The organism is Streptomyces sp. NPDC005496 (assembly GCF_042872045.1).
In the GTDB taxonomy this organism is placed as follows: domain Bacteria; phylum Actinomycetota; class Actinomycetes; order Streptomycetales; family Streptomycetaceae; genus Streptomyces.
This window is the reverse complement of record NZ_JBIAJQ010000010.1, coordinates 1-24838: the sequence shown is the minus strand read 5'-3', so window position 1 is coordinate 24838 and position 24838 is coordinate 1. Positions and strand designations below refer to the sequence as shown.

At 67.5% G+C, this 24838-nt stretch carries 17 protein-coding genes and 1 pseudogene; 5 read left to right on the top strand and 13 right to left on the bottom strand.

The genetic code is table 11. The annotated features are described in order from the left end of the window. Positions 1–49: 49 nt before the first annotated feature. The 6 genes from ACFYQQ_RS28200 to ACFYQQ_RS28175 form a co-directional block, all read right to left on the bottom strand. Positions 50–1186, bottom strand: coding sequence for a hypothetical protein (locus ACFYQQ_RS28200; protein ID WP_355781980.1), 1137 nt, complete (start codon positions 1184–1186; stop codon positions 50–52). Further along, entirely contained in the window at positions 1180–2082 is a 903-nt protein-coding gene (locus ACFYQQ_RS28195) for a saccharopine dehydrogenase NADP-binding domain-containing protein (RefSeq protein ID WP_355781983.1), read from the bottom strand. Before ACFYQQ_RS28195 ends, ACFYQQ_RS28200 begins: the two co-directional genes overlap by 7 nt. After that, a complete protein-coding gene (locus ACFYQQ_RS28190) occupies positions 2079–3257 on the bottom strand; it encodes a phosphotransferase (RefSeq protein WP_356240083.1) in 1179 nt (392 codons plus the stop codon). The genes ACFYQQ_RS28195 and ACFYQQ_RS28190 overlap by 4 nt, the downstream gene beginning before the upstream one ends. Continuing rightward, positions 3254–3397, bottom strand: coding sequence for a hypothetical protein (locus ACFYQQ_RS28185; RefSeq protein ID WP_356240080.1), 144 nt, complete (start codon positions 3395–3397; stop codon positions 3254–3256). Before ACFYQQ_RS28185 ends, ACFYQQ_RS28190 begins: the two co-directional genes overlap by 4 nt. Before the next feature lie 834 nt (positions 3398–4231). Then, entirely contained in the window at positions 4232–4819 is a 588-nt protein-coding gene (locus ACFYQQ_RS28180; RefSeq protein ID WP_355788015.1) for a hypothetical protein, read from the bottom strand. Further along, on the bottom strand, positions 4816–5427 hold the full coding sequence (locus tag ACFYQQ_RS28175; RefSeq protein ID WP_355788018.1) for a hypothetical protein: 612 nt from the start codon (positions 5425–5427) through the stop codon (positions 4816–4818). Before ACFYQQ_RS28175 ends, ACFYQQ_RS28180 begins: the two co-directional genes overlap by 4 nt. A gap of 183 nt (positions 5428–5610) precedes the next feature. Between ACFYQQ_RS28175 and ACFYQQ_RS28170 the strand changes: the two genes are divergently transcribed. The 4 genes from ACFYQQ_RS28170 (at position 5611) to ACFYQQ_RS28155 (ending at position 13599) form a co-directional block, all read left to right on the top strand. Beyond that, positions 5611–6960 carry a hypothetical protein gene (locus ACFYQQ_RS28170; protein ID WP_355788023.1) on the top strand — a complete coding sequence of 450 codons (1350 nt, stop codon included), beginning with the start codon at positions 5611–5613 and terminating at the stop codon, positions 6958–6960. 89 nt (positions 6961–7049) lie between these two features. After that, the gene (locus ACFYQQ_RS28165) at positions 7050–7631 is read left to right on the top strand and encodes an HD domain-containing protein (protein WP_355788020.1); all 582 of its coding nucleotides are present in this window, start codon (positions 7050–7052) and stop codon (positions 7629–7631) included. Positions 7632–8513: 882 nt separating this feature from the next. Next, positions 8514–9986, top strand: coding sequence for a replication-relaxation family protein (locus ACFYQQ_RS28160; protein WP_356240077.1), 1473 nt, complete (start codon positions 8514–8516; stop codon positions 9984–9986). A gap of 3451 nt (positions 9987–13437) precedes the next feature. Next, a complete protein-coding gene (locus tag ACFYQQ_RS28155) occupies positions 13438–13599 on the top strand; it encodes a hypothetical protein (RefSeq protein ID WP_355790714.1) in 162 nt (53 codons plus the stop codon). Between the two features lie 1017 nt (positions 13600–14616). On the opposite strand, the gene ACFYQQ_RS28150 is transcribed toward ACFYQQ_RS28155, so the two are convergent. The 7 genes from ACFYQQ_RS28150 to ACFYQQ_RS28120 all read right to left on the bottom strand — a co-directional run bounded on the left by ACFYQQ_RS28150 (position 14617) and on the right by ACFYQQ_RS28120 (position 22601). Next, entirely contained in the window at positions 14617–16695 is a 2079-nt protein-coding gene (locus ACFYQQ_RS28150; RefSeq protein WP_355782408.1) for an AAA family ATPase, read from the bottom strand. Positions 16696–17216: 521 nt separating this feature from the next. After that, positions 17217–17447 (bottom strand): hypothetical protein, encoded by a 231-nt coding sequence (locus ACFYQQ_RS28145; RefSeq protein WP_355782411.1) that lies wholly within the window; start codon positions 17445–17447, stop codon positions 17217–17219. Continuing rightward, positions 17444–18145, bottom strand: a complete 702-nt coding sequence (locus ACFYQQ_RS28140) for a hypothetical protein (RefSeq protein ID WP_355782414.1) — start codon at positions 18143–18145, stop codon at positions 17444–17446. The genes ACFYQQ_RS28145 and ACFYQQ_RS28140 overlap by 4 nt, the downstream gene beginning before the upstream one ends. Further along, the gene (locus ACFYQQ_RS28135) at positions 18142–20379 is read right to left on the bottom strand and encodes a hypothetical protein (protein ID WP_355782417.1); all 2238 of its coding nucleotides are present in this window, start codon (positions 20377–20379) and stop codon (positions 18142–18144) included. The genes ACFYQQ_RS28140 and ACFYQQ_RS28135 overlap by 4 nt, the downstream gene beginning before the upstream one ends. Before the next feature lie 67 nt (positions 20380–20446). Beyond that, entirely contained in the window at positions 20447–21277 is an 831-nt protein-coding gene (locus ACFYQQ_RS28130; protein ID WP_355782419.1) for a hypothetical protein, read from the bottom strand. A 104-nt stretch (positions 21278–21381) separates the two neighbouring features. Continuing rightward, positions 21382–22044, bottom strand: coding sequence for a Crp/Fnr family transcriptional regulator (locus tag ACFYQQ_RS28125; protein ID WP_356240074.1), 663 nt, complete (start codon positions 22042–22044; stop codon positions 21382–21384). A 50-nt stretch (positions 22045–22094) separates the two neighbouring features. Further along, entirely contained in the window at positions 22095–22601 is a 507-nt protein-coding gene (locus tag ACFYQQ_RS28120; RefSeq protein ID WP_355787243.1) for a hypothetical protein, read from the bottom strand. A gap of 277 nt (positions 22602–22878) precedes the next feature. Here ACFYQQ_RS28120 and ACFYQQ_RS28115 point away from each other — a divergent pair. Continuing rightward, positions 22879–23378, top strand: a pseudogene (locus ACFYQQ_RS28115) (helix-turn-helix domain-containing protein); the annotation flags it as partial. Between the last annotated feature and the right edge of the window lie 1460 nt (positions 23379–24838).

Here is a 24838-nt window from a genome sequence, read left to right as displayed (position 1 = left end):
GGTGGACCGGCCGAACCCTTCTGCGACGGGTTCGGCCGTAACGCCTGCGCTATGCGGAGAGGAGTTCCTTGGCGGTTTTTGCCAGGAGCTTGGCGGACGTGTTGCTGTCGTGGTTGAGGACGAGGGCGCGGCGCGGCAGTAGCGCGAGCCGGTCTGCCAAATCCGTGGTTGGGGCGGTCTTGTCGGGGGCGAGGTGGAAGATGTCTGGGTAGCGGTCCTCAGTCTTGCTGGTGAAGAAGTCCTCTTCTTCCAGGGCGCGCGGCGCCGGGGCCGCCTGAGGTTCAGCGTCCTTGTTCACTTGGGGGAAGAGCAGCGCGGTGGCGTGGGCCTGGGTGGCGAGCGTCATGCGCAGGATCGAGGAGAGCTGGTCGGGGAAGAACTGCGGCTTGAGTTCCTTGCCCTTGGCGTTCCAGATCGGTGTCTTGCTGCCGGCGCTCAGAGCGTCGGTAACGCTCTGGTCCTGCGTGGGGTGCATCTGCTCGCCGATCAGGACGCGGGCGCGCAGCGGCTCGTACAGACCGGTCGAGTCCAGGAGGCCGAAGCCGATCGCGGCGGCCGAGGGCCAGGGCAGGATCCGCAGACCCTCGTCCTCAGCGCGGATGAACACCCGGTCGTTGGCGAGGAGTTCGAAGCCGGAACGGGCCAGCAGGAGGGCACTGGTGGTCTTGCCCGCGCCCTTGGGGCCGAAGGTCAGGAGCGCGCGACCGTCGCGGACGACGCAGGAGGCGTGCAGGATGTGGAATCCGGCGCGCAGTAGCTGGCCGCGGATGAGTTCGCGGGCGAGGCGGGAAGCGGCGACGGCGACCGGCTTAGCGTGGGCGCCGACGATGACGAGGCGGCCAGCGGCCGGGTCGTAGTGGTAGCCGAGGCGTTCGGCGGGCTGGGTTGCGTAGATGGAGCCGTCCTCGTGCCGGGCGACGAGGGTGCGGGCGTTCGCGTAGTCGATTTCGTCGTGCTCGTAGTCGCCGACCATCGTCTCGATGTCGGCCAGGCGGCTGCTGTCGAGGGCGGCGAATAGCACGGCGCCGCCCTCGGTCATGTTGCTGGTGGTCGGCGCCGGGGCCTCGGTGTTGGTGGCGTTCCACCAGCCGCCGAAGTAGCGCAGGGCCCAGTCGGTGATCTCCTTGGTGTCGCTGACGACGGTGACGGCCGCTTGGTCGGCGTGGATTCGGATGGCGCTCAGCACGTGGTCTCTCCTTGAAGGGTCTGCTGGTAGGCGGTGGCGAGCCTGATCTCGGCGGCGGTGAACTGCCGCTGCTCGTCCGGGTCGAGGGCGGGAAGGGCCACGGTGGGGCGGCCTGCGGTGAAGTGCAACGGGATTCCGAGCCACACCCCGCGGTGGTTGACGGACAGCACCTCGCTGCCGTCGACCAGTCCGAGGGTCTTGCGCAGCGCGCCCAGGACGGCGCCGGCCGGGCCGCAACGGGTGCGGCCGATACCAGCGTTGATCTGACGCGGCCGGGCGGACATCTGGGCCCGCACGTAGTCCAGCGGCACCTTGATGGAACAGCCGTTGACTGTGGTGGTCGAGGCGCAGATGACCGCATGGTCGCCATGCTCGCCGATCACTAGGCCGCGGACCGCGCCCACCGGGACGCGGCAGTAGGTGGCGAGTGCGAGGCGGTAGCGGGCCGAGTCGGTGCTGGAGCCGATGCCGTAGACCCGGGCGGCCGGGCCGACCGTGGTTGCGAAGACGCGGGCCAGAACGTCGACTGGGTTGGTGACCACGATGACCTGTCCGCGGTACCCGGCCAACTCCTGGGCCAGGGAGCGGATCAGCGGGGCGTTCGCGGTGAGCCCGGCCATCCGGATGTTGCTGGTGGCCGTGTTGGTGAACAGCGCGCGCGGGCACACCACGATCGCGTCGGCCGCGCGCATCCCGGCAACCGTCGCCGTCTCCGCTCGAATGGAGGCCTGGGTGATCTCCCGCATGTCCTCCAGATCGGTGACGAGCCCAGCTGCGGACTCCTGAGTGCGCGCCGCGACCATGAGCCGGTCGCACCAGCGTTCTTGGACCAGAAGCGCCGCCACGCTCTGCCCAACCGCACCGGCTCCGATCACACCGATCGTGAAGCCGGTCACCGCACGGCCGCCTTTGCCGCCTGGGCCAGCGCGAGCCGCCAGGCCGCACTGGCGTCGGTGTCGGCAATCAACAGGGCGCTGATCCGGTCCAGCAGAGTGCTCACCGCCTCGATCCGCCCGATGACCGCGCCTGCCTGCTCAGGCAGCGGCAGTCCGACCGGGGCAGAGAGATAGGTGGTGGTGATGTTGGCGGTATCCATCAGCCACGTGACCAGCAGCCGCCGCAGGTATAGGCCGCGCAGGGCGCGGCCCATCGGCCGCAGCTGCTCCTGGACGAACGTGTCCACACCATCGAGAGCCGCCACGGGCCCGGTGAGCGGTGGCGCAGCGATCAGGGAGAGGACGGTGCGGGAGACGAGCTTGGCCACGTCGGCGTGTCCGGGGCCGCGCTGCAGGCCCGGGTCGATGAACACGGGCAGTTCGTCCGGGCCGTCGGGGAAGATCACGTGCTCGGGCTTGAGGTCGCCGTACAGGACCTGGGCGGCGCCGAGCGGCGGGGCGAGGCGGAGTTTCACCAGCCGGGCGATGACCTGACGGAGCACGATTGCGACGCCGTGCCGGGTGTGCTCCTCCAGCCGGTGCTCGCCGAGCCGGTCGATGTAGGCCCGGCCGGAGAGGCCGTTGAACTTGCGGCGGAACGTGGCGTCGATGCCGCGCTCGGTGATCGCGGACTGGTCCGCCTGCTCGGCCACCACCGGACGCTGCAGCACCGCAAGGGCGCCGAACGTCCGGCCCAGTAACTCGCCAGTGCGCTCGGGCGACTTGAAAATCAGGTCGGCCAGGGTGGGGCCGGTCACTGGCTCGGTGAAGAGCACGCCGCCCCGGCAGCCGGCGGCGCGCGGGACAGCGAGTCCGCCGGCGGCCAGGGCCTTGAGCTGGGCGGCCTCGCGCATCAGGAGCGAGGTGGGCGATGCACCGTACGCGGGTTGCTGTGCCTTGACCTGTTCCCAGCTGCCGCGGGCGCCGCACATCACCGAGACGAGCGAGACGCCAAGCAGGCTGTGCTTGGCGAAGAGCGGCCGGCCGTCGACCTCGACCTGCTGAACGTAGCCAGTGACGCTCGGCGCGTGCGCCCCGGACACGGTCGCAGCGCCGGGCCACAAGGAGGCGGCGGCGCCTCGGACCTGCTCGTTGCACAAACCCAGCAGCACGTCGGCCTCAACGACGGGGATCACGAGCGTTCCACCGAGTCGGGGTCCGCCAGGTGCTTCTCCCGCCGCACGGCCGCCTGCTTGGCCTGGATCATCGACAGCGCGAACTGGTCCGGATCCAGGACAAGCACGGTGTCCTCGGCGGAGGCGTCCAGTTGGTGCACGGTGATCGGCCATCGGAACTCCTGCGTTCACGGGTCGTAGGTGATGCCTGAGCGAGATGGCACGGGTGATCACTGCGGCGCTTCCGGGGATCGCTCCGCCGGCGCCAGGGGCAGCGCGGCGATGCGGCTGGGCCAAGTCTCGTCGCCGTGAGGCGCGGAGACCCTTGAAGCGGGCGGCGTCGGGAAGCTGCGTGCTGGCCTCCAGACCATTGGTAGAACGCTGCGCAGCCCGTCGGGGGAGGCGGGGCAGCGCAGGGCGAATGAGCCCGGCGCGGGGGAGGGGTGCCTGCCGTGAGGGAGCACAGTCGGGTGTAGCTCCCCTGCGCCGGGGTGTGCTCTGCCCGAGAGCCAGGGCCGCTTTGTCTACCGGGCCACCGGGCAGAAACTTGTACTGCGTGACCTCCCCCAAGGCGGGGAGGTAGGCGACGAAAATGCCGCGCAGATGAAGGTTGTTCAGGACGCCCTCGTAGGCCTCGGCCTCCGTCGTGATGGGTCGGCTGAGCGATGGCGAGAATGCCATGCGCGTACCCCTGCTCTGCATACCGGCAGGCGGCGCCAAACCCGCTCCGCTGTGCGAGCGGCGGCTGCCCCGAGCTAGCGAATGAAGTACAGGTGACCTGCCAGCCAACCGCTGCCGCGTACTGCCCGATCGGTTCGACGTCAGCACACCGCTCAGCGCCGGTTAGTGGTAGGACATATGGCGCTACCCTCACCGGGTTTCCCCGGCTGACGGCGGCATCGATGATCAGGGACATGTACTCCTGGCGCACGGCTTCGAGACGAGAATGAGCCTGAGTGCTCGGTGGTGTGATCACGGCGGTCCCTTGATGCCCTTCAGGAGATCGTGCTCAGCATGGATCCGAGAAGTACCTCGTGAGGCGCAGGACCGGGCTGGAACTGGTCCAGCAACTGGCGCAGTGCCGCGGGCGGGACGAGTCGATCGCCTCGGCAGGGACGTCGCCAGTAGGGCCTCGGCGGCTCCGTGGCCGTTATGGCGGGTAGCGCGATGTGGTGGGGCCGGCCAAGACACGTCGCGTAGCGGTGCGGGGCCCACTGCTCGCTGGTGCCCGGAGGGACAAGCCAGACCAGCCACGACCGCTGCGGGTCCTCGATCACCGGCCCGCACGCGTCGGCGGATTCCTTGCCGGAGTGCTGGATGTTGTCCATCACGGCCATGACGGCGTACGCCTGCGGACCACTCGCGGTGAGAACGATGTCGAAGAACCGTCCCCCTAATGGGAGCTGCAACACCTGTTGGTGTTGCAGCGCCATGAGGGCACGGACCCGGGAGGCCAGATCTCCCATGTCGGGTGCGACAGCGCTCGGATCGATGCTCTCGTGGTTCTGCGTGAAGCCAACGGGGGCGGCCGATCTGCGGATCTGGTCGGTCTGTCGGCGAGGGAGCTGCTGAGTGAGGCTCATGCCGTCTCCTCCGACTTGCTGACGGGGACGATCGCCTTGACGGTCTTGCCGATGACCTCGCCCTCGTCGCTCTTCAGCGCCTCCCACGACAGCCGAACTCGATGACGCATCAGCCACCGCAGCCCCGTACACACGGAGGCGCAGTCGGGATCGGACGTCAACTCTTCGAAGTGGGGGAACTCGGCAAAGGCATCCGTCACCTCAATGACGAGCTCGCTCGACTCCTGTCCGATCATCAGACGCAGGCCCACAGTGCCGTCACGGAACGGCAAACCGTGCTCCGCGCCGTTCGCCACCAGCTGCGCCGCGACCCGACTCGCCAACTCGACGTCTCCGTGCCAGCGAGCCACCGTCAGGCGAGGGCGCGTCCGCAGCCGGGCGTTGGCACCGGCCGCAAGGTTAGCCATGAATCTCGTCTCCCACCTGAACTGCGGATGAGCGTCCTCCTCCTCCGCGAGAAGTCGAACGGCCGGGGAGATCACCCGGAGGCCCTCAGACGGGCTCGCTTCGGCCGCGGGGCGAGCAGACTGCTTCGGGGAGGAGGCGAGAGCGAGCCCTTCCACGTTGTATGCGGTCGAAGCGGCGGGGCGATGCGGTGGCGGGTTCACGGGGAAACTCCCTGATTTGGTTTCGGAGGGTCGTGCGCTCGGCGCCAAGGTGAGGCGATCAAGGCTGAGAGCAGTTGCTTTACTCGTAAGAGGTAACCGCTCGATCACTGTCTGCGGGTACCGTTGGCGATCGGTGGGACCGTGAACACCGTGAACGCCATGGAGCTGTCGGGAGTTGATGACATGGCCACGAGAAAGCGCACGCCGAACCCGGCCCTGGCCGCGCTGCTTGAGCAGGCACGATGGACGCGCACGCAGTTGGCGCAGCACGTCAACCGGCTCGGCCCCCAGGCTGGATTGCATCTGACGTACGACCGAACGGCTGTCGCGCACTGGATTGCGGGAACGCCACCGAAACCCGAAGTCAGGCCGCTGATTCTTGAGGCGCTATCCGCACGGTTAGGACGGCCGGTGACCCACGCGGAAGCCGGTCTACAGCCCGCCGTGTCCGGCGACGGCTCCGAACCACTCGACACTGTGGAGGAGTTGATCGACCTAGGAAGGGCGGACATGGATCCATCTCGACGCGGTGTCCTGGCCGCGACTCTCTTCTCGGCAGCGCTCTCCGTGCCGGCGTTCCAGCAAGGCGCGCGAGCCGCCGATGACCCGATTGCCCCGGGAAAGGCCACCACGCGGATAGGCGCCTCTCAAGTCGCCTCCGTGCGGTCCATGACGGAGAGGATCGCGGACATCCTTGACGAGTTCGGCGCCGGCCACGCGCGCCCCATGGCGGCCGCGTTCCTCGTCAACACCGTTGGCCCCTGGCTGCGGGCGCAGTCCTCCGAGGCGGTCAAGCGGGACATGCTTGCCGCAGCGTCAGACCTGACCTACCTGACCGGCTGGATGGCGATGTACGAGAAGGCTCACGGCCTTGGACAGACGTACTACGTCAAGGCGCTCAAGCTGGCCGATGAAGCAGGCGACCACGTCACCTACTGCCGCACGCTACGCGGCATGTCGCTCCAGTCCTCGAACCTAGGTCATGGCCGGATGGCGCTGGAGCTGGCCGATTCCGCGGCCGAAGCGGCACCGTCGGCAGGCCCCCGCCTGGTGGCCTTCCTACGCGGGCAGCAGGCCCATGCGGCGTCCATGATCGGAGATCGCCGTCAGGCCCACATCCGCCTGCGGGAGGCTGAGACCGCACTGTCGCAGGCCGACAACCGGCGCGACGCGATCGGCGGATACGACAAGACCGCGTACCTGTTCCACGTCTCCCACGTGTTGATGGAGGAGGGCGACTTGTCGGGCAGTGTCAACGCGATGAAGCAGTCGATCCGGTTTCAGCCAGCGCAGGAACGGCAGGGCCGTGTTCACGCCTACGCGGTCCTGGCGCAACGGGAACTGCGCCTGGGACACCTGGACGCCTCATGCCAGTCGTGGGGGCGATTCCTAGACGAGTACGAGCATGTCTCGTCCGTTCGCGGAGACGATCACTTCCACACGATGCGCAAGGAGCTGGCGCCGTACGCCAAGACCCAGGCAGTACGAGAACTTGCTGGCAGGGTGCGCGAGGTTGCGGCGGCCAAGGCCTGACATAGAAGTGCCTCCGGGGGAGCTGTCGGCAACCCTCGAAGGCATCCGCTACGCCATCCGCCTCGCCGAGGCGTGAAAGGAGACGCACCGTGGCCGACCAGGACCTGGCAAAAGTCGCGCACTTCCTGTGGGAGGCCGGCACCCTGAAGAACGCCCGCCGCACCGGCTGGTGGATGGCAGGCGTCCGCGACCCTGAGAGCGTCGCCGAGCACGCCTGGCGCACGTCGATCATCGCCTCCGTCATCGCCACGCTCGAGGGCGCCGACGCCTCACGCGCTGCTCACATGGCGGTGTGGCACGACTCCCAGGAGACCCGAACCGGAGACGTGAATCACCTCGGCAAGAAGTATGCCGAGCCGGGCGATCATGAAGCGGTGACCGCGGATCAGACTGCTGGCATGCCAGAAGTCCTGCGCACCGCAGTGCGGGCTTTGGTCGCCGAGTACGAGGCCAAGGAGTCGGCTGAGGCAATCTGCGCGCGGGACGCCGACAGACTCGAGTGCATGCTGCAAGGCCTTGAGTACAAGGCGCAGGGGTACGCCAGCGCTCAGCGCTGGATCGACAACAGCCGTGGCCGCATCGTCACAGAGACCGGCCAGAGGCTCGCCGAACAGCTTCTCGCGCAGGCTCCGCTTGACTGGTTGCACGCGGCCATGGGGGAGAAGCGTTGACCTCGGCCAGGGGCAGGCACTCGCACAACGGGTTGTGCATTCTTTCGCGCTGGCAGGCTTGGTAGACGACGTACCTGCTCTGGCAGTGGGGAGAGCAGCCGGCGGGTGAGGCGGCCTTCCTCCATGTGCGTGTCGGCGCTGACGGTCGTCGCGCTCGGCCCGTCTCTCTACCCGGTTCCTTAGCCTGTGAAGTTGAAGCTGAGATGGCACTAGGTCCGTTGATCCTGAGGCGCGGGTGCGCTGCAGCGCCTTCGAATAACAGCAACCCTGTTTCTACTCGGCCCCGCTCATGAGGAGCAGGCGGACGTGCCTCTTCTGTGATTTCCAAGGCGCCGGTTGCAGGCGCGGCTGCTGGCTCACCCGTACTGGTCCGGCTGCCCGGTACCCCGACGGCGGGCTGGGCTCTCGTGCGCGAGGACGCGCCTCCTATGACGGGGTGGCGAGCTGGATGAGGCGGAAGCTGGAGCACCTTGCCGCCAGGCAGGAGGCGATCTTGTCGTGTATCCAGCGCGAGATCGTAAAACGCGGGGAGGCGTCTATGGTGCGGGAGATCGCCCGGACCCCTGGGCCTGTCCAGTACGTCGTAGGTGGCCTATCAGCTGCGCGAGCCGCAGAGAGGCGCGGCGAGATTACCCGCGAGGCGCGGCGGCCCCGTGCCAGCCGTCTGGGGCGCTGAACACCTCGGTGCGGTCTGGGGCCGATTCCCCTACCGGTCTCTCTTCCCTTCCCCCTACCAACCCCCCTACCGGTGGTCGTAGTTCACTGCCCTGAGTTTGAGCAGGTCAGCCCCCTTGACCCGCCCCCACCACCGACCTCGACGGCCCTCTTCTTCCTCACCTCCGCTCACCCTGCTGTCTGTGGTGGGTGGCAGGGTGAGCGGAGGTGAGGAAGAAGAGGGCCCGGGCCGGCATCGGCTGCTTGCGGCCCGGCCGGCGCCGGTCCGCAGCGGCGCCCGGCGTCGCAGGATCGTGGGGCGGCGAGGAAGAGAGGGTGGGGGTAGGGGTGGGTGGTTCGAAGACGTACCCGTACGGGTCTACGAGTGCGGTGCGCGGGCACGTCCTGGCTGCACTGGGTGTGCTGAAGGTGGCAACGGCCGACCAGATTCACCGGCTCACGGCACCGGGCCACAAGGACAACAAGGCTTTCCGTAACGCGTTGTTGGATCTGGCCCGGCACGGCCTGACCGTTTCGGAGGGCAGCACGCGCGAGGGCGGCAAGCTGTGGTCGCTGACGCCCCTGGGCCTGGACGCGGCAGCGGAGGTGTTGGACCGGCCCGTGGATCAGATGGGCGGAACAGCTCGGGGTGCGGCCCGATCGGGCGCCCCGCATGCGATGGCCGTCAACGAGACCGTCATCGCCATCACCCGCACGCCCGCAGTGGCCACCCGGCCGATATCCCGGCGGTCCAGCCGCCCCCTGCCCGCAGACGCAAGGGCCCTCACCTCATCGGAGGCGGCCACCTTGGCGGGTATGGGCTCAGTCAGCAGCTGGTCGACCGAGGTCCCGTTGAATCTGCCCAGCAGCCGCGGCGCGCGGGCCGGGGTGCGGGCGGATGCGGTCCTTCAGGCTCCGGAGGCCGGTCTACCGGTGCTGTTTGTGGAGGTCGACAACTGCACGGAGACCGCGCAGACCCTGTCGGCGAAGTTCGAGAAGTACGCCCACTACTTCCGTCTCACCACCAAGGGCCCGCAAGGCCGTGAACTGCCGGTGTGGCGCACCCGCTATGCGCCGACGGGCCGTGATGGGCACCCGCCGGTCGCGGTGGTCTTCAACCAGGGCACCCGCATCGGTCCTGAAGGGCTGAAGAACCGGATGAACGCGGTGCTGCAGCAGACGAGGGATATCTGGTCTGGCACCTACCAGCCGCGCGGCAGCTACGGGGGCAAGGACCGTGATGGCTACTACAACTACGCGGACGCCATCCCCCTGATGTTCACCACCCTCGATCGCCTCCAGGAGCAGGGCCCGTGCGGGACGGTGTGGTGGCGGTGCGGCCACGACCAGTGGGAAACCCTCACCGACGCGCTCGCCAACCCCAAGGACTACGACGCCTACGCCGCCCGCGACCAGGCCCGCCAAGCCGAACTTGACACAGCACTCGACCGGCAGCCGTGGGGTGCACGCGACGACTGGGCAGCCGAGCCACCCACACCCATACCTGTTCCCGCACGGGTGCCAGTGTCGGTGCCGTGCAGGTGGTGCGGACTGCCCGTCACCAGCTCTCAGGATCAGGACGACAACATCGCACGGCCCGAAGATGGCCACTACTGCCCTGAGTGCCGCACCGACACCGAACCTCAGCTGCCCTATCCGACCCTGCGCCAGGCGTTGTTCGGCCGGCGCTCCCAGCGTTGAGCAGGGCCGCGCCGAGTGGGTTCGGCGCGACCCTGGCACTGAATGTATCCGGCGCGTCGCACAGCGAGTTGGGGTCCCTCTGCCATGTGGGGTCTCCCTGGCAGCAGGTGGGGAGCGCTGCCTGACGGACCGGTGGGGGGTGTGGTGGGGGTCGTGGTCGCGGCGGTGACCGGAAGATTCTTGGGCGAGGTGACCGTGAGGGCAACTATGGCGTTGACCTGGACTGGTGGGGCCTGTGGTCGGGTCCCCGAGGCATCGGTGGGGGCTCGTTACCAGGAGTTGATGTGACTGGTCGGGTGCTTTGCTCGGCCCCACCACGTGAAGCCGTCCGGGCCCCCCTCGACCGCCCTGCGAGAGAGGGCCGGTTCATGCCGCACGGCGGCGGAGCCCTGGGGGTAGGGACGGTCATGCACGAGGAGATGTTGCGTGGGCTGGGAGAACAGGAGGCAGTGCGCCCCCCATTACGCAAACGTCGTGACCGGTGTCCTGCATTGCGCAGTCGGTGCGCACCGTTGCGCACTGGCCTCTGCGCAAAGACGTGGACGCTGCGCATCACGCCCGATCGCGCAGGCGACCGGGTCCCGGCGTCTGCGCAGCTGTTCGGGCCGCGTAGTACCGTAATCGCTTATTTGTGCAGGTCAAGCCTGCAATGCGCAACTTTTGCGCAGGCCGGGCGGTGAGGGTGGGAGCGGTATCACGACGTACAACACCGCCCCGCGACCCGCTCCGGAAACCGAGGGCGCCATCCCTCCGACGGTCCTCTTCGAGCCGAGCGAGGTGCGTGAGGTCGGCCACGGGATCCTGGAATTGTGGATCTTCACCGGCATCCGCTGGGTTAAAGCCAAAGTGATCCGGGAGCAGCTGCGCATGGCGCGCACGCCAGACAGTGTGCTGCGGGACGCGCTGACTGCTCCCGCTCATCGATCAGGTGCATCGGCGCCTCGTCCCGCAGCGGAGGGTTCGAACGCCAGCCGATCCCAGTAGCGCGGCAGGTGGCCACGCTTCTCCCCTTGTCCTATTGCTCTACTGAGTCTGGCGAAGGACGGGTCGCAGGCTTTCCGTCGCCGCGTTCGCCTAGTTCAACTCATGCTGAATTTCGAGGAAGGCTTCGAGCTTGACGGGCTCGCCGTCGATGTTCTCCACTATCTTCCTCGGGACCCGCGCACGAGAGGCGCTGTGTGCGCCGTTTCCCCTACCGGTGCCTCTACCAATCTCCCTACCGTGCCCCCTACTGGCGTCCGCCAGAGGGACACTTCGATTCGTGCAGGTCAGACCCCCTAACCAACCCCAACCACGTTTTCCGACAGCCCTCTTGCCTCTCCTCGTCCTGTCTGCCCCCGTAAAAGAAGGGGGTGGGGAGTGGGGTACAGAACAGGACGGAGAAGAGGCAAGAGGGCCTGGTGCCGCCTGGTCGCCTGTAGCGCGTCGGGCGGCGGCCCTCCGCGCTCGCGCAGGACGATGCCGCCGCCCTCGAAGCGGGGGCGGTGAGGGAGGGGGGCAGCGCCCGTCTTGACGGGCGGGCGGCAGTAGAGCCAAGAGCGGCTCCTGTTGGCCGTGCTGGGCGCCCCGCCCCCATCCCCACCCATCGCCGCGGCCGAGCCCACGAGAGCGGCAGGAAGAGGCTTACCCGCTGCTACCTCCACCGGCCGGTGCACGGCCAGCACCCACCACATCCCACGCTCACGCCTCGAGCGCCCCGGCCCGGTACTGGCAGAGGCCGTACCGCGTTGCTCTCGCACGGCCGCTCCTGCAGGAACGACCACGTCGTCTCACCGGACACCGGCACTACCCGCAGTGCTCCCCGCACGCCCTCACCCTCCTCCGCAGCCCTCCCCCAGCAGGGTGATCACGCTCTTCCAACGACCGGGCTGCCCTACGGGTCGCGCGTCCTTCCGTCCCTGTTCCCATGGCAGGTTGAATGGCAGGCAGGCCCAAGGCGGGCCCTCGTTCCGCCCTACCGCCTGGCTGGGCCAGCCGCCGAGGGCTGGTCCCTTGCCGCACGTGCCGCGGGCCGCCCGCCTCCCGGCGGGGGCACCGAGAGGGCCGTCGGTGCACCCTCACCGCGAGGGTTCAGCATCAAAAAAATCTCATGGCCTGACACGGCTGTGACGAGGGCGAATAGCGTGACAGGCGTGCTGGTGGGGGGAGTTGGGAAAGAATCTTGGCCCTTGGCATCCGGATCCGGCGGTGCGGTGGCGTGTGAGGGGGTGAAGACCGGTGGTCTTCACCAACGAGATCGTCACTACGAGGAGGCCTAGTCTTGTGACTTGGTCGTACTGGGCGGGAGCGGGCGGGGTTCCCCTGCTGGTCCTGCTGTTCTACGGGATGCGCCGCGCCCGGGGCATCGTCGAGATGTGGCTTGCCGCCCATCTCGCCGCCCAGGCGGAGCGCGAGCAGTGCGCCACCATGGTCGCGATGGCACAGTCCCTGCCCGACGGCGGCGCCGCCGCTCGTCCTCGAACACCCCGCCCGCCGTGTGCGCGAGCAGGCTGGCGTGGATGGCGACCAGGTCGTACAGCGACAGCCCCTCTCCCAGGCTCGCGTCGAGGGACAGCACCCGCCCGTGCCGGGTCTGGTGCCGCCACGGCGGCACCAGCTGGCGGTTCACCGTGTGGGCCTGCGCCTTCAGGACGTCGAGAGCGGTCGGGGGCAGGTGCCCGGTCTGCAGCAGAGAGGTGCACCAGTTACCCAGCACGGCCGTGGACACCGCCTGGCGCCACCGCTCGCTGCGTGGCACCAACAGCACGTCGCGCGCGAAGTGGTCCATGGCGATCGGGGGCGAGGGCATGTCGATGACGGATGCCCCACCCCGCTCGCATGGGCGCGGACCCGTAACGCGTCCATCAGTTCTGCGAGAGGACTGCCCGGGTCGGTACGACCGCCGGGCTCTCCCGGACGATGCGCATGCCCCGTCCCCGTCCGGCACGACGAACAGGAGCCTCTCCGTGTTGGGGCAGGCCGGAGCGAGCAGGTCGGGGTTGATGAGGATTTCGGGAGCGCACAGCCGCTGGCCGGGGCCGGGGCCGACCGGCAAAGAATCTTGCCGAGCTCTCTTGGCAGAGACATCGGGAGCTGGGGGCGGCTACTCGGTACTCGGGACCGGTCCCTGGCGATGTTCTGTTGCGGCTGCGGTTGATCTACCAGATACAGGCTGGCCACCTGCGTGCCGGTATCCCGCAAACGGCCCGCCGCGGCGGCCCGGCCGGTTCAATGGCTGTGCCAGGCGCAGAGGAAGGCGAGCCGACATGTCGCCAACCCCTGTTTGTGATCCGTGAACCACGACCCGGACTCCTGCACCCAACCGGCCGCCCGCAGTCGCTCCTGCTTCTGCCTGAACCTCCCCAGCAGTACCTGAGCTTTACCGTCGGCGTGAGCTCAGTTCTGACCGCCTCATGGTCGAACTGAGCACACCTTGACGCTGGTTCGACCTCTGTCACGAAGGTACGAATCAGTGGATGTGCTGACTGTATGGATCCTGGCCGTAGCGGGCGTCGCGAGCGTCCTGCTCTTCGCCGTGCGCGGCATTCTGGACCAGCTCCCCGACGTTTTCGCGGCCTGGCACCGGGCGAAGCGGGCGATCCGCGGCGAGAACGATGACGACCGGCCCCGCTGAGAGTTGGGCGCCTCGCCAGCCCTGCGCACGGTCCGCACCCACGGACCGTCTTTCCCGGCGCCTCAACGGGGACCCGGGGCGGACGTCTCCCAGAGCTCACCCTTGCGTTCCGGCGGCCTGGGACGCAAGGGTGAGCAGGCCGCTTGGTCCGGATGACCGGACAACTGGTGCCGCGCCCCCGCCGGGGGCCGCCCGCTGCAGCGCACTGCTTCCCTTTCGCACGCGGCCGCCCGCTGCCGCTGCCCGGCGCCGTGCGCGGACGGCGTCGCGGAGGCCGGCCGGCTGGTGAGAGTCCCCGGGGTGCGGGGTGGTGGATGTGGGTGAAGTCAACGCCCCGGCCTTGGTTGAGGCTGGGGGAGCCGGCTTCACATGGGAGGGTGCGCCAACACCTGCCTTCTTGTTCCCTGTCGCGGTGGTTGGAGCCAGTAGCAATCAGGGCCGGCGGCCCGTTGCCGGTTGCCGCCTGTGATGAGAAGTCTCCTTCGCCAGGGCGAAAGTGATATCACCTCAGGCGATGCGGCTCTGCGACGAGCTGCCAGGAGCTGCGAGGAGCTCGCTGTGCCAGCCGGGAGGGGCACAGGCATGGGTGTGGCCCGGCCCCGGCCAGAGCGTTGCAGGGGCCGGGACGCGGCTGAGGACTCTGGACCGGGGGCGGAAGCAGAGTCCTTAGCGGTCGCGTTGCAGGTTCGGGCCCGTGTACGCGATCTCTGGTGAAATGATCTCCGGAGCTGGCGGACACGCTACGGGCAGGTGAAGGTCACAGGGACAACGCGCTTTGTTCGTTCTTCCGGTCGGCCGCGGTGCGGCTCCGTCTGGCACGCGCTGCCTGGGGCTAGGGTCCTGCTCCTGCTATCGCCAACAGGAGCAGGTCCTTCCCGAATGGGCGTTCCGGGCGAGGGTCCCTTGTACGCGCTACACAGCTCACTACATCCGCGGCTCGCGGATACGAATCCCTATCTCGTTCTCGCGGTGCCGCGCCTCGCGTGTAGCGGTCCGACCGAAGCCCGTGGGGGTGCGTTACTTCATTTGGTTTTCGATGTGCTGGTGGATCTGGCAGTACAGTTCAGCGACTTCTTGGGGCGCAGGATTAGAGGCGGCGAAGGCAGCTCCGACACGCGGCTTGCTCTTGCTGTGCAGTTCGCGCATCCGCGTCAGAAGCGCCGAGTTCTGACGCTCCAGGAAGGCTTCGAACTCTCCGGACTTTTGCGGATCTCCGCCGAACGTGTCAGCCACGGTGAAGACGCCGGCCTGGTTCCAGTACGCCCGCCATGCTGAAAAGTCGTCGTCGTCCGGATCTGGGCGGCCGTCTGCGGGGGCGAGCCCGAGGTTGTTGAGCTGTCTGCTGAGCCCGCTGGTCGGCCGGAATGCGGGACCGTCGGCTACTGCAGTCCAAGGGATCTGGAACGCCTCGAGGTAGTTCACGTAGCCGCCGAAGTTGTTGTCGCCTCCCACGTCGATCATGGCGATGTTCGCGCCCTGCGGGTCGAGGGAGCTGGTGCTGGCCGCGCCGTCTTGCCACCACCACCCGAGTGCGCCGAGATCGGTGGCTCCTTCGCACAGAATGACTGCCGATGCGAACAGCAGTGCGCGTATGTCGCTCAGGTTCAGTTTCTGCAGCCATTCGCCGAGGCGTGCCCGGTTTTCTCCCGGCAGCTTCGCCACATGAGTGCCGTCAGAGCGTGGGGTCAGTCGCACGAGACGGTCGAGATCCTCGATACGGGAGCAGGGGACGAGATCGGGACTGTGGGTGATGACGACGCCGTGGATTTCTGCCAGCTCGCGTGCCAGACGACGCTGCATGGTGGGGTGGAGGTTCACTGCAGGCTCATCCAGGACGATGACGCTGCCTGGCGCACCGGCGATCAAGGTGGCCAAGAACAGCGTCTCCTGGATGCCTGCACCCGCGAACTGGATGCTGCGAGCCTGCCCGCCCTCCCCGACGAGGACATCAACGGCCAAGTGTGAGTCGGCCATGGGCAGACTGCGCAGATGCAGATCCAGTCCGGTGATCTCCCTGAAGATCTCCCGGACCCGCTCAAAGCGTTGCTGCTCACCCAGATCGCCGTTCTTGAGCCGGTACAGCTCGCCGGCCAGGCCACTGCCGTCACGCAGGTCGACCAGTGCGCGAAGGTCCGTGAGCGGGAAGTGCCGCTTAAGGGGCAGTCGTCGATTGTCTGTGACTGTTAGCCCTCGGCGAAGTACCTCGGCCAGGACGAACCGGAAGTCGAAGCGCGTCTGCGATCTCTGTTCAAATCCCAGCAGCCGGGCGAGCAGCGCCAGACTGACCGGTTGTGGGACGTTGCTGTTGGCCAGCGAAGGGACGTCCATAAAGAAGGCAGTGGCCTGGTCCAGACTGTCCAGGATGCTGCCGAAGCCGACTGATGAAGGCTGTGGTTTCCCTGCCCGCGGTGAATCCTCGTGTTGGAGCATGGACGTCAGCTCGTCGGCTCTCGGGGCCTTGTCCGCGTTCGTACCCAATCCCAGGGGCGGGATCGTGGTGCGGAAGGGTGCTACCAGGTTATCCACCCACGGGGCCATGTGTCCCCGGTGGAGGCGTCCTGCGCCTGGCCCTTTGAGAAGCAGCTGCATGTCCTGGTCGGCATGGCGGAAATTCCAGGCAGCCCACCATGGGCCATGTTGGCGGGCATTGTAGGCGACGGTCAGTTTGCCGCGCAGGAGACTGCGGATGGAGTCCGCTGCCACGGGGAGTTCGACGAACTGACCGAGGACTGCCCTGGCCGCGGTTGGCGTGCTCGCAGCCGAGATCTGTTCGATGGCGGCCATCGTAACCGCGCCTTCGACGAACAGCCTGACCAGTTCCTGCTCCCAGGGCTGGTCCAGCTCGAGGTCCAGACTGACCGTGTACGCGTCGGTCCCGTTCCGGCCTGCTTGTTGGTAGGCCTCGAGCGGATCCGCGGCATCACGGTCACCGCGCAGTCCGTGGTCCAGGACAAGCCCCGGGAGCGCGATTGCCGCGCCCAGATTCGACTTCCCGGCCCCGTTCGGTCCGGTGATGACGGTTGCGCCGGAGTGGAGCGGCAGGTCGAGCGAGGCGAAGGAGAGGAAATCCTGGGCCGCTACTGAGTGGATCTTCATTGGAAACGCCGTTCATTATCTGCAGTGTTGAGCGGGTCGCGTACCGCGCAAGGCGAGCATGACAGAGGAGCAGTGACCTCACAGAAGTGTTTGATGAGCTCGCCATGTTTCACTGCCCGTTGTTCCGCTACCGCTCTCACTGCGAGTCACTCGCTGACCATGAGACAGGCTCTACCGGTGGCGTTCGACTTGGCTGCCGATCCTCGCGGTGCACGGCGTCAGGCCAGCGCTGGCAGCCGATTGCTCTTTGGCGGCGGTAACTACGCCCGCCAGCCCTTCAACGACGCCCTCCACCACGGCCATCGAACCCGTCACTGCACTCCGCTGCCCAAGTCCGTGCTGCGTGCTGTGTCGGGCTGCGGCGCCGTGCTTGCCGGCGCTGCTGTTGGGGTTTGGTCTCCGCAAGCCGTTGCGGAGACCGGACCGGTGGCCGAGCCGGTGCGGTGAGGGCTGTGGGCAGCGAATCAGGTAGATACGCAGGCTTGTCTCAGCCGGCTCGCCATGTCGTGCGCCACAGATTTTCAAGTGACGTCTGTGGATGAGGGGTTGGCGGGTTGGTGGTTTGTGGTGTCGGTGGTGGGTTGTGGTTGGTGGCCGTGGAGGCGGTAGGGCATGTCGTCGGGGTGGCGGTGCATGCGGGCTTGGCGCCAGGCGGTGTCGTAGGACAGAGGGGTGGTGCTGCGTCGTTGGATGATCACGGCCCGGAGGCTGGTGAGGGGGTCGAGGACGGCCCGCCATAGAGCGAGTTTCATGGGTGGGCTTTCCACTGGGTCGCTGGGGCGAAGGCGTCGGGTCCTGACGTGGTGGCGTCGGTGGGCAGGCTGCCGCCGTTGAGGGTTTTGAGTGAGTCGAGAAGGGCGAGCATGGCTTGTTGCTGTTTCTCGGTGTCGTGGAAGCCGTTGCCGAGCTGTTCCCACTGCTGCATCAGCGGGGACCACCATCGGTCGCAGGACGTGATGAGTCGGGCGAGGCGCTGGAGTTCGGCGACGTGGTCGTCGCTGAGCGCGCCGGGGGATTGGCGCTCGAGCCGGTCCAGCACCACGAGGCCGGGGTGGTCGTAGAGGTGAGTTTTGAGGAAGCGCAGTCGGCGGATGCGGTGGTCGTCTGCCTGTTGCTGTTGCAGGAAGTCTGCTGCGTCGGCAGGTAGTTGCAGGACTGCCCGGGCTGAGACCAAGCGGTAGTGCGTGGTACGGCATCGGTGGGGCAGGGCGGCGTTGATGGCGTCCTGGGCTGCGGGCAGGTCGGTGGCGGGCAGGCGGGCTGCGGTGTCGAGTGCGATGGCGTGGACGTGGGTGCGGACGGCTTCTTCGACGCACGGCTGGCTGCACCGGTGGGGGCGCCAGTGGATGGTGTAGAAGGCATGGAAGCTGATGCCGTCGGTGGCGGTGGGCAGCAGGCGTGGACTACTGCAGGCGGTGGTGCGAAGACGGTGCTGCCATGGCCATCTCATGCGGCGTCTCCCGGGGGCGGGAAGACGGAGTGGAGTCGGGTATCGACGAGGTGGTCGTAGAAGTCGTCCGCGACGCTTGCACCCTCGGTGGTGGACAGGCCCCGCAGTTCCTGCATGAGCGAGGCGCCGGCTTGGAACATGTTGTGCCCTCGCAGGGCGGGCAGCAGCTGGTCCCGCAGCTGCGTGTACAGCTCGGGGTCGTCGGCGCATGCACGGATCCATGCGGTCAGTCGGGGGATGATCTCGGTCGTGGTGTCGGGGTCCTTGAGCAGGTCGTGCACGGCGCGGACCGCGTCAATGTCCGATGCGGAAGGGGTCATCAGCCACGGCATGCCGTTGTCGGTGAGGAAGGTCAGCGCCATGAAGGCGAGGCCGCCGCTGCGGGCGGCCCCCTTGTCCTGCTGCCAGTTCCTGACTTCGGCAACCAGCCGCCGCTTGACTTCAGGCTGGCCGGCCAGCTCCTGGAAGACGGTCAGGATGCTCCTGCGGGTGTCCGGATCGCCGCCGCCGGACTGGGCGACGCGCCGCAGGCGGACCATCGCCATCTTGGTGGCCGAGGCGGTGACGTCGGGTTCCTGAAGAATGCGCCGGCAGACTGCGATCACTACGGTCGCGTAGGCGGAGCGGCCGCCGGCCCACCGGTACAGCATGCTCCAGGCGAGGCGGCCGACGTGTTCGTCACGCACGGCGTTGTCCATGACGGTGCCCAGCACGTCCGGGCGTACCCCGCTGGTGATTTTGCCGAGACGATCGAGGTAGTCCACCGTTCCGTGCCGCAGGGTCAGCTCGGTCAGGACCTGTACAGCCCGGTCCTCTGGTGAGGCGTCTGCAGCTGTGCCGACCAGCCAGGCGATTAGCGGGTCGCGCATGACGTCGTAGTTGTCCCAGACGTACTCGAGCACGGCACGGCCGTAGGCAGGCCGGTCGAAGACGACGATGTCCTGATTGTTGACGTCGGCTCCGACATCGATGATGCGGCGGCGCAGTCCCCGGCTGGAGAACGCGCTGCGCACCTGCGAGAGCACCCCGGCGCCAGGAGAACTCTCGATGCTTTCCTGCAGCGTGCTTGCACTGCGGGTCACCTGCGGCATGGGAGCGGACTGCCACACGGCTAGGGCCAAAAGCAGGCAGCGGTCCTCCAGAGTCAACGAGCCGCTGCCGCTGTTGTACTGCGCGGTGGATTCTCCGAACCGGGAGTCGAGTTCACCGCGCCAGTCGGTCAGCGCCGCTTCGATGCGCTGGGGCAGCGTGAGTGGCTCGGCGGTGTTCCCGGCGGCCGAGCGCCGGGGGTGCTGCTCGAGGTGAAGGTGCTCCTGCCAGGCCTCCACGACCGTGCGCGCGGCGCGTGCTGCAGATACGGCGTTCAGACCCCGCGCGCTGGCCTGTGCCTGGGCTGAGGAACGCAGCACGCTGGTGAGGCGGCTGTAGCCGTGGGCGTCCAGGTGCGCCTCGATCAGGGCCAGAGCGTCGGGGGCCTGGCGCAGGCGCAGAACGTGGATGCCGCTGCGTTCTCCCAGCCGGTGGTCTCTCCACAGATCCTCCGCCACGGACAGCACCAGATGTGAGTGGGCGCTGCGGAGGCTCTCAGCATGTTTGGACAGCGCATCGAGGAAGTCGGCCGACAAGACGTCGTTGGCCGGGTGCTTCAGGTCGAGCTGGTAGGCGTGGTCTCTCTCCAACGGTAGCCGGCCTCTGGAGGGGCTGCTCCAGTCCGCGTCCAGTTTGATCAGGGGGACGTGGTCGGGGGTGTGCTCTGCCAGAAGACGCAGACTGAGCGTTGTGGAGCCGAACGCGCGCGGCGCGACCACGATGAGTACGGGCTGGCGGAGAGCACCTGCACCTGGGTGCAGGGCCTGGCCCCACAGCTCGGTCCAGTGCTCGTTGCGGACGAATGGCTGCTGCAGAAGGGTGACGCGGTCCTGGACGTCGCCCTCCAGCAGGTCCCGTGTGCGGGTTTCCAGAATCAGCTCGTCGATGTGCTGCGCGACGACGTCGACATGCCGGTGCACGTGGATCGCGCCGTCGCTCGCCTGCAGAGCAGGTCCTCCTTCCCGGTCGGCAGGAACAGCGTCTGGGGGAGTGGGGGGCGTGCTGGCGTGGTTGCTGCTTTCGCGCGGGTCCTGGTTGCGGCGCCAGGGCGACTTCCAGCCATGGGGTGCGGCGGGCGGTGCAACAGCGTCGGTTTCAGCGGCGGGCTGGTGCGGGCGGGCAGGATCGTTCGGGACATCGGACATCAGGGCACTCCAGGAGAGTGAAGCGGGGTGTCGGCGACAGCGGGGTAGGGGCTAGCGCGGCTATCGGTCAGCGACCCGGATACGTGTTGCGCACACGTTCGATGTGACCGCCCACGGTGGCCCCGTACAGCGGCGCGTGGAACTGAATGCCGCCGCCCTGGGCGGCCGATGCTGCAGAGGGGGCGGCGCCCGACGGCCCGGGCTCGGCGGGGGCACCGGCCTCCGGCGAACCCGGGTCCGGCTCCTCGTCCAGGTACGGCGTGATAGCAGCGCCGGGCATGCCGGGCACGTGGAGATGGCACAGCGCCTGGTAGCCCGGCTTGTCACTGACCCGAGCGGTGGCCTGCGCGAAGTGAAGGGGTGCCAGCTCAGGGGTGTAGCCGCCGTGGACACACCGCTGGTAGGCGGTCTCGGACAGGACACCGGCGAGGAAGCCACCCGTGTCCGCCGCGGACTGCAGAGCCTTACGTACCGCCTGGCTGTCGAGGAGCCGGCTGACGTCTACCAGAGCGTTGCCGCTGCGGAGCTCGGGCCCGGTCACAGGCCCGGCATGCACGGCGACCCGCAGCCGCACGAGGGGACTGCTGGCCAGCCGCTGCTGGTCGTAGCGCGCCAGAGCTGCGCTGAGGCGTCCGAGCAGGGGGTCGATGATCCGCGCGAGGACCTCGGGAGGAAAGAGCAGGATCGCGCCGTCCCCGCCGTCCTTGTACGAATGGGGCAGCGTCTGGGGATCAGGCAGCCCACAGTCGGCGAGCACGCCAGCGATGATGTCGTCCACGTCGGACCGCGTGCTTTCCATCCTCACTTCGGGGATCTTGCTGTACTTCTCCATGTCGAAAGCCAGCAGGGCGAACTCGGCCGGAATCTGGGTTTCTTTCGGGTACGGCGACGAAGACATGCGGGCACCGGCCTTTCAGCACGAGCGGTCAGATGAGTGCCCCATGTTGATGCGGTCCAGCCGACGCCGGTGCCCACCAGTGGGCATCCCCGGCATGCCGCGCATCACGTCTGCATCTGTGCGTGTGACTGAATCGCATGAATGTTGCAGACGAGCAGCCCGCCACCTGACGCGGTACGCACCCAGCCTTTCTCCCGCCACGGTCGAAGAGCCGATCCAACAGCGTTCCGGGACGCGCCGATCAACTGGGACAGCTCAGCCTGCGTCAGCGGAACGGAATGCTGCGCCGACACGGTTGAGGAGGCCTCGATGAGGCGACAGAGAGCCGATGCCAGACGCACGGGAACGGATGCCGTGGCGAGCTCGAACCGGACCGCGTCTGACTCCCGCACCCGGGCGATGGCGTGGCGCAGCAACGGCGTCAGCAGCTCGTGCGTGCTCACGAACTTGAGGAACTCAGGAGCCGGCACGATGTGAACGTGACAAGCTTCCGCAGCGATGACTGTGGCTGTGCGCGGCCTCTCGTCAAGGACAGCCAGCTCGCCGAGCAACTCACCGGCCCCGCGTACGGCCAGGAGCGTCCGCCCCCCGCTGTCCCCGGCCAGCGTGACCAGCGCTGAACCGGAGTCCAGCAGGATCACATGCGTTGCAGGATCTCCCTGCCGCAGCAACACGCTCCGTGCCGGGCGCACACGCTGCGGCGTGAGCGCCCGCAGCCGCCCCCACAGCACTTCGCCGATCGCCTGGACCCGCGGCGGCTGATACACCCATCCCCCTGGTGCGATTCGGGTGGTTCATCACATACGTTGAGATCATCTCAATTGAATGCGCAACAGCTCAACAGTCCCATTCCGGCCACCAGTAGAGCCACCAGGACAAGGTCGCCAGCCGCGCGGACCAAGCGGAACTTCCTGTCAGCCACATGAGACAACGCCTGCAGCCGAAGGTCTTCTCTCTCCCACCTGACAACTGTGCTGGCCAGCGGACCACTTGCACCAGAACCGCATCCGCCATGCCCACACGACCCCTCGGTCAGTACCCTGCGGAGCCCACGCATCGGCAGCACCGGACGCAACGCCAGCAGCGCAACACCCACCGCAGCAGCCAGCAGAAGACAACTGACCACCAGCACAAACACTGCCCCCAGAGGAATGCCAATCTTCTGCGTAAGCGCAGCCACGGACAGGGCCAACAGGCCGCCGGCAACACCACAGACAGTCGTCGCCTTCGTGTCCGCACGCTGCACTTCGGCATAAGCCCGTCCACCGAGCTTTTGTAGAAACTCCATATAGGAGTGACAGCCGTCCACATCGCTGCAGTCCACAGCAACTCCTTCCGCTACACCCTGCCTCACGGAAGATCCTGCCTTTCCAGGACGGGAACTGCTGCCCACCAAAGGGCCAGAACCGTGCAAGGTCAGTCACTGCACAGCGCCAGTTTGTCTCCAGCGCCGTAGTGGCCCGGAACAAAGCTGACCACACGGCCGTGTCACGCGACCAGGCGTATTGCTCACGAGCGTTGTTGACACTGGTGGGTCTTGAACATGGCGAAGACCTCCGATGTGGTGGAGCTGTCTAGGAACGCACCGCACGGAGGTCTTCGTGTCCCACCGTAATGCCCGGCTGACCGTTCATGGCAGGCGGTTGCTCGTTGAGCGTGTCCGTTCGGGCCGTCCTGTCGCTCATGTGGCCGCGGAGATGGGCATTTCGCGCGCCACGACCCAAAGTGGATCCGCCGCTGGCGGGCCGAGGGCGAGCAAGGGCTGCACGACCGCTCCAGCGGGCCGCACCGCATCCCGGCGACGGCGGAGGAGCGGGTGTGATGGCTACGGCGGGACCGCAAGCTCGGCCCGCTCGCATCGGACCGGTCCTGGGGCTGCCCGCCTCGACCGTGCACCGGATCCTGGCTCGGTACGGCCTGAAACCGCCTGGCCTTCATGGACCCGCCTACCGACACCGTGATCCGCCGCTACGAACGCGAGCGGCCCGGCGAACTGATCCATGTCGATGTCAAGAAACTCGGCCGGATCCCTGATGGCGGCGGTACAAGGTCCTGGGCCGTCAGGCCTGCCGCGTCCGACGCAGCAACAGACATGCGGCGAGCCTCCTGGTGGCCGTTGCCGCTGTGCTCACCGTGGTCCTCCTCCTCCTCGTCCTCGCCGCAGCCTTTGCCTCCAGCGCGGCCACCCGCATGGCAGCGCGGCACACGCTCGACCTTCTGCTGCGTCTGGTGCCCTGGTACACCCCCCGAAGGTGACAGGCGGCTCGGGCAGGTCGGCCTCCAGCTCACGTCGAGCCGAGAGCCCAGCCGAGAGCCCAGCCGAGAGGGGAGCTGCGCTCGGATGGGCTGTATGTCTTTGGGGTGTACCCGGCTTCGGGGCGTGGGTGTGCGCTCTGCTACGGCGGGGCTTGTGTTCTCAGCGGCGACGCGGGTCGGACAGAACGGCGAACGGTGTTGTCTCCAGCACGAGTTGTCCCAGAGGGCTGATCGGCCCGTCCGCTGTCGGTGGAGTGGGCTGTGCGGTGCCCTGGGTGTCAGCGCCGTCATGTGTACGACGGCTTGGTGCGGGACCGGGAGTGGGGCCGTCGCGTGCTCTCAAGAGCCAGCCCATAGATCACGGAGCCAAGGTTGGGCGAGCGGGGAGTGCCGGCTGGGCTGAAGCGTCAAATCGGTGATCGGTGGTACAAGCTTGCCTCGCCTGTGGGGGCGAGGCGTCGGTTTCTACTTGACGTAGTGCTGTCCGACGATGGTGAAGAAGAAGGTGAGTGCTGCTGCTGCCCCCAGGACGGGGTAGAGGAGCACTGTGGCGACGAACGTAAAAATCAAGAATTCATGCTGAGACAATTTGCCCTCCAGTTATTATCCAAATGTGACGCTCCTTGCGTCGGTGTCTTGAACTACTTCTACTCTAGGACATGCTGACGACCCGTTATTTTCTCGATGTAGCTCCCTGAGGTCGGCGTCTATTTAAGCAATCGTCACAAAAGAGCTGGGCTGCCTAAAAAGGGTATGTGACGTCCGTCACCTTTGCGTGGCGTCGATTTTTCTCGTTCGCCAAGCCGCCCTGAGGCCGGCGGGCCTGGAGCGGGCGAACAACAACCTGCAGGCATGTACGACATGGGTTACGGAGGTGGGGACTTCAGCAGGTAGGGCAGGCGGGTAGGGCATGGGGTACGACAGCGGGTAGGGGCCGCTGGAGTGTCCTTGGGCGTGTTTGCTGGTCATGGGTGTGTTGGGGCTGGGGTGGGGGTCTGACTTCCCCTCTCCTGCCCGGCTGCCTGCTGTGGGGTGGGGTGGCTGGTGGTGCGGGCTGGCCCGGGGAGGGTTCTCGTGCTGGGGCGTGCTCCGTCGTGGGCGGTCGCGCGCTGGGTGTTGCTGTGGGCCAGCTCGGCGGGCGGGTGTGGGTGCCCGGAGGGCTCACATACCCTCTCAGCCGTTCTCTGACGGCTTCTCACCCTTGGTGCTCGCGGCGGGGTGTTGGGCCCGGAGGGCTCAACACCTGACGGAGGCACGCAGCCTTATGGAACCTGACCGGAGGTCAGTTCCATAAGGCACCGCCGG

Bases quoted from the DNA above. Each gene is read 5' to 3' on its own strand.
- ACFYQQ_RS28180 (WP_355788015.1), bottom strand. From the start codon at position 4,819: ATGAGCCTCACTCAGCAGCTCCCTCGCCGACAGACCGACCAGATCCGC.
- ACFYQQ_RS28170 (WP_355788023.1), top strand. From the start codon at position 5,611: ATGGCCACGAGAAAGCGCACGCCGAACCCGGCCCTGGCCGCGCTGCTT.
- ACFYQQ_RS28145 (WP_355782411.1), bottom strand. From the start codon at position 17,447: ATGAAACTCGCTCTATGGCGGGCCGTCCTCGACCCCCTCACCAGCCTC.
- ACFYQQ_RS28135 (WP_355782417.1), bottom strand. From the start codon at position 20,379: ATGTCCGATGTCCCGAACGATCCTGCCCGCCCGCACCAGCCCGCCGCT.
- ACFYQQ_RS28140 (WP_355782414.1), bottom strand. From the start codon at position 18,145: ATGAGATGGCCATGGCAGCACCGTCTTCGCACCACCGCCTGCAGTAGT.
- ACFYQQ_RS28150 (WP_355782408.1), bottom strand. From the start codon at position 16,695: ATGAAGATCCACTCAGTAGCGGCCCAGGATTTCCTCTCCTTCGCCTCG.
- ACFYQQ_RS28130 (WP_355782419.1), bottom strand. From the start codon at position 21,277: ATGTCTTCGTCGCCGTACCCGAAAGAAACCCAGATTCCGGCCGAGTTC.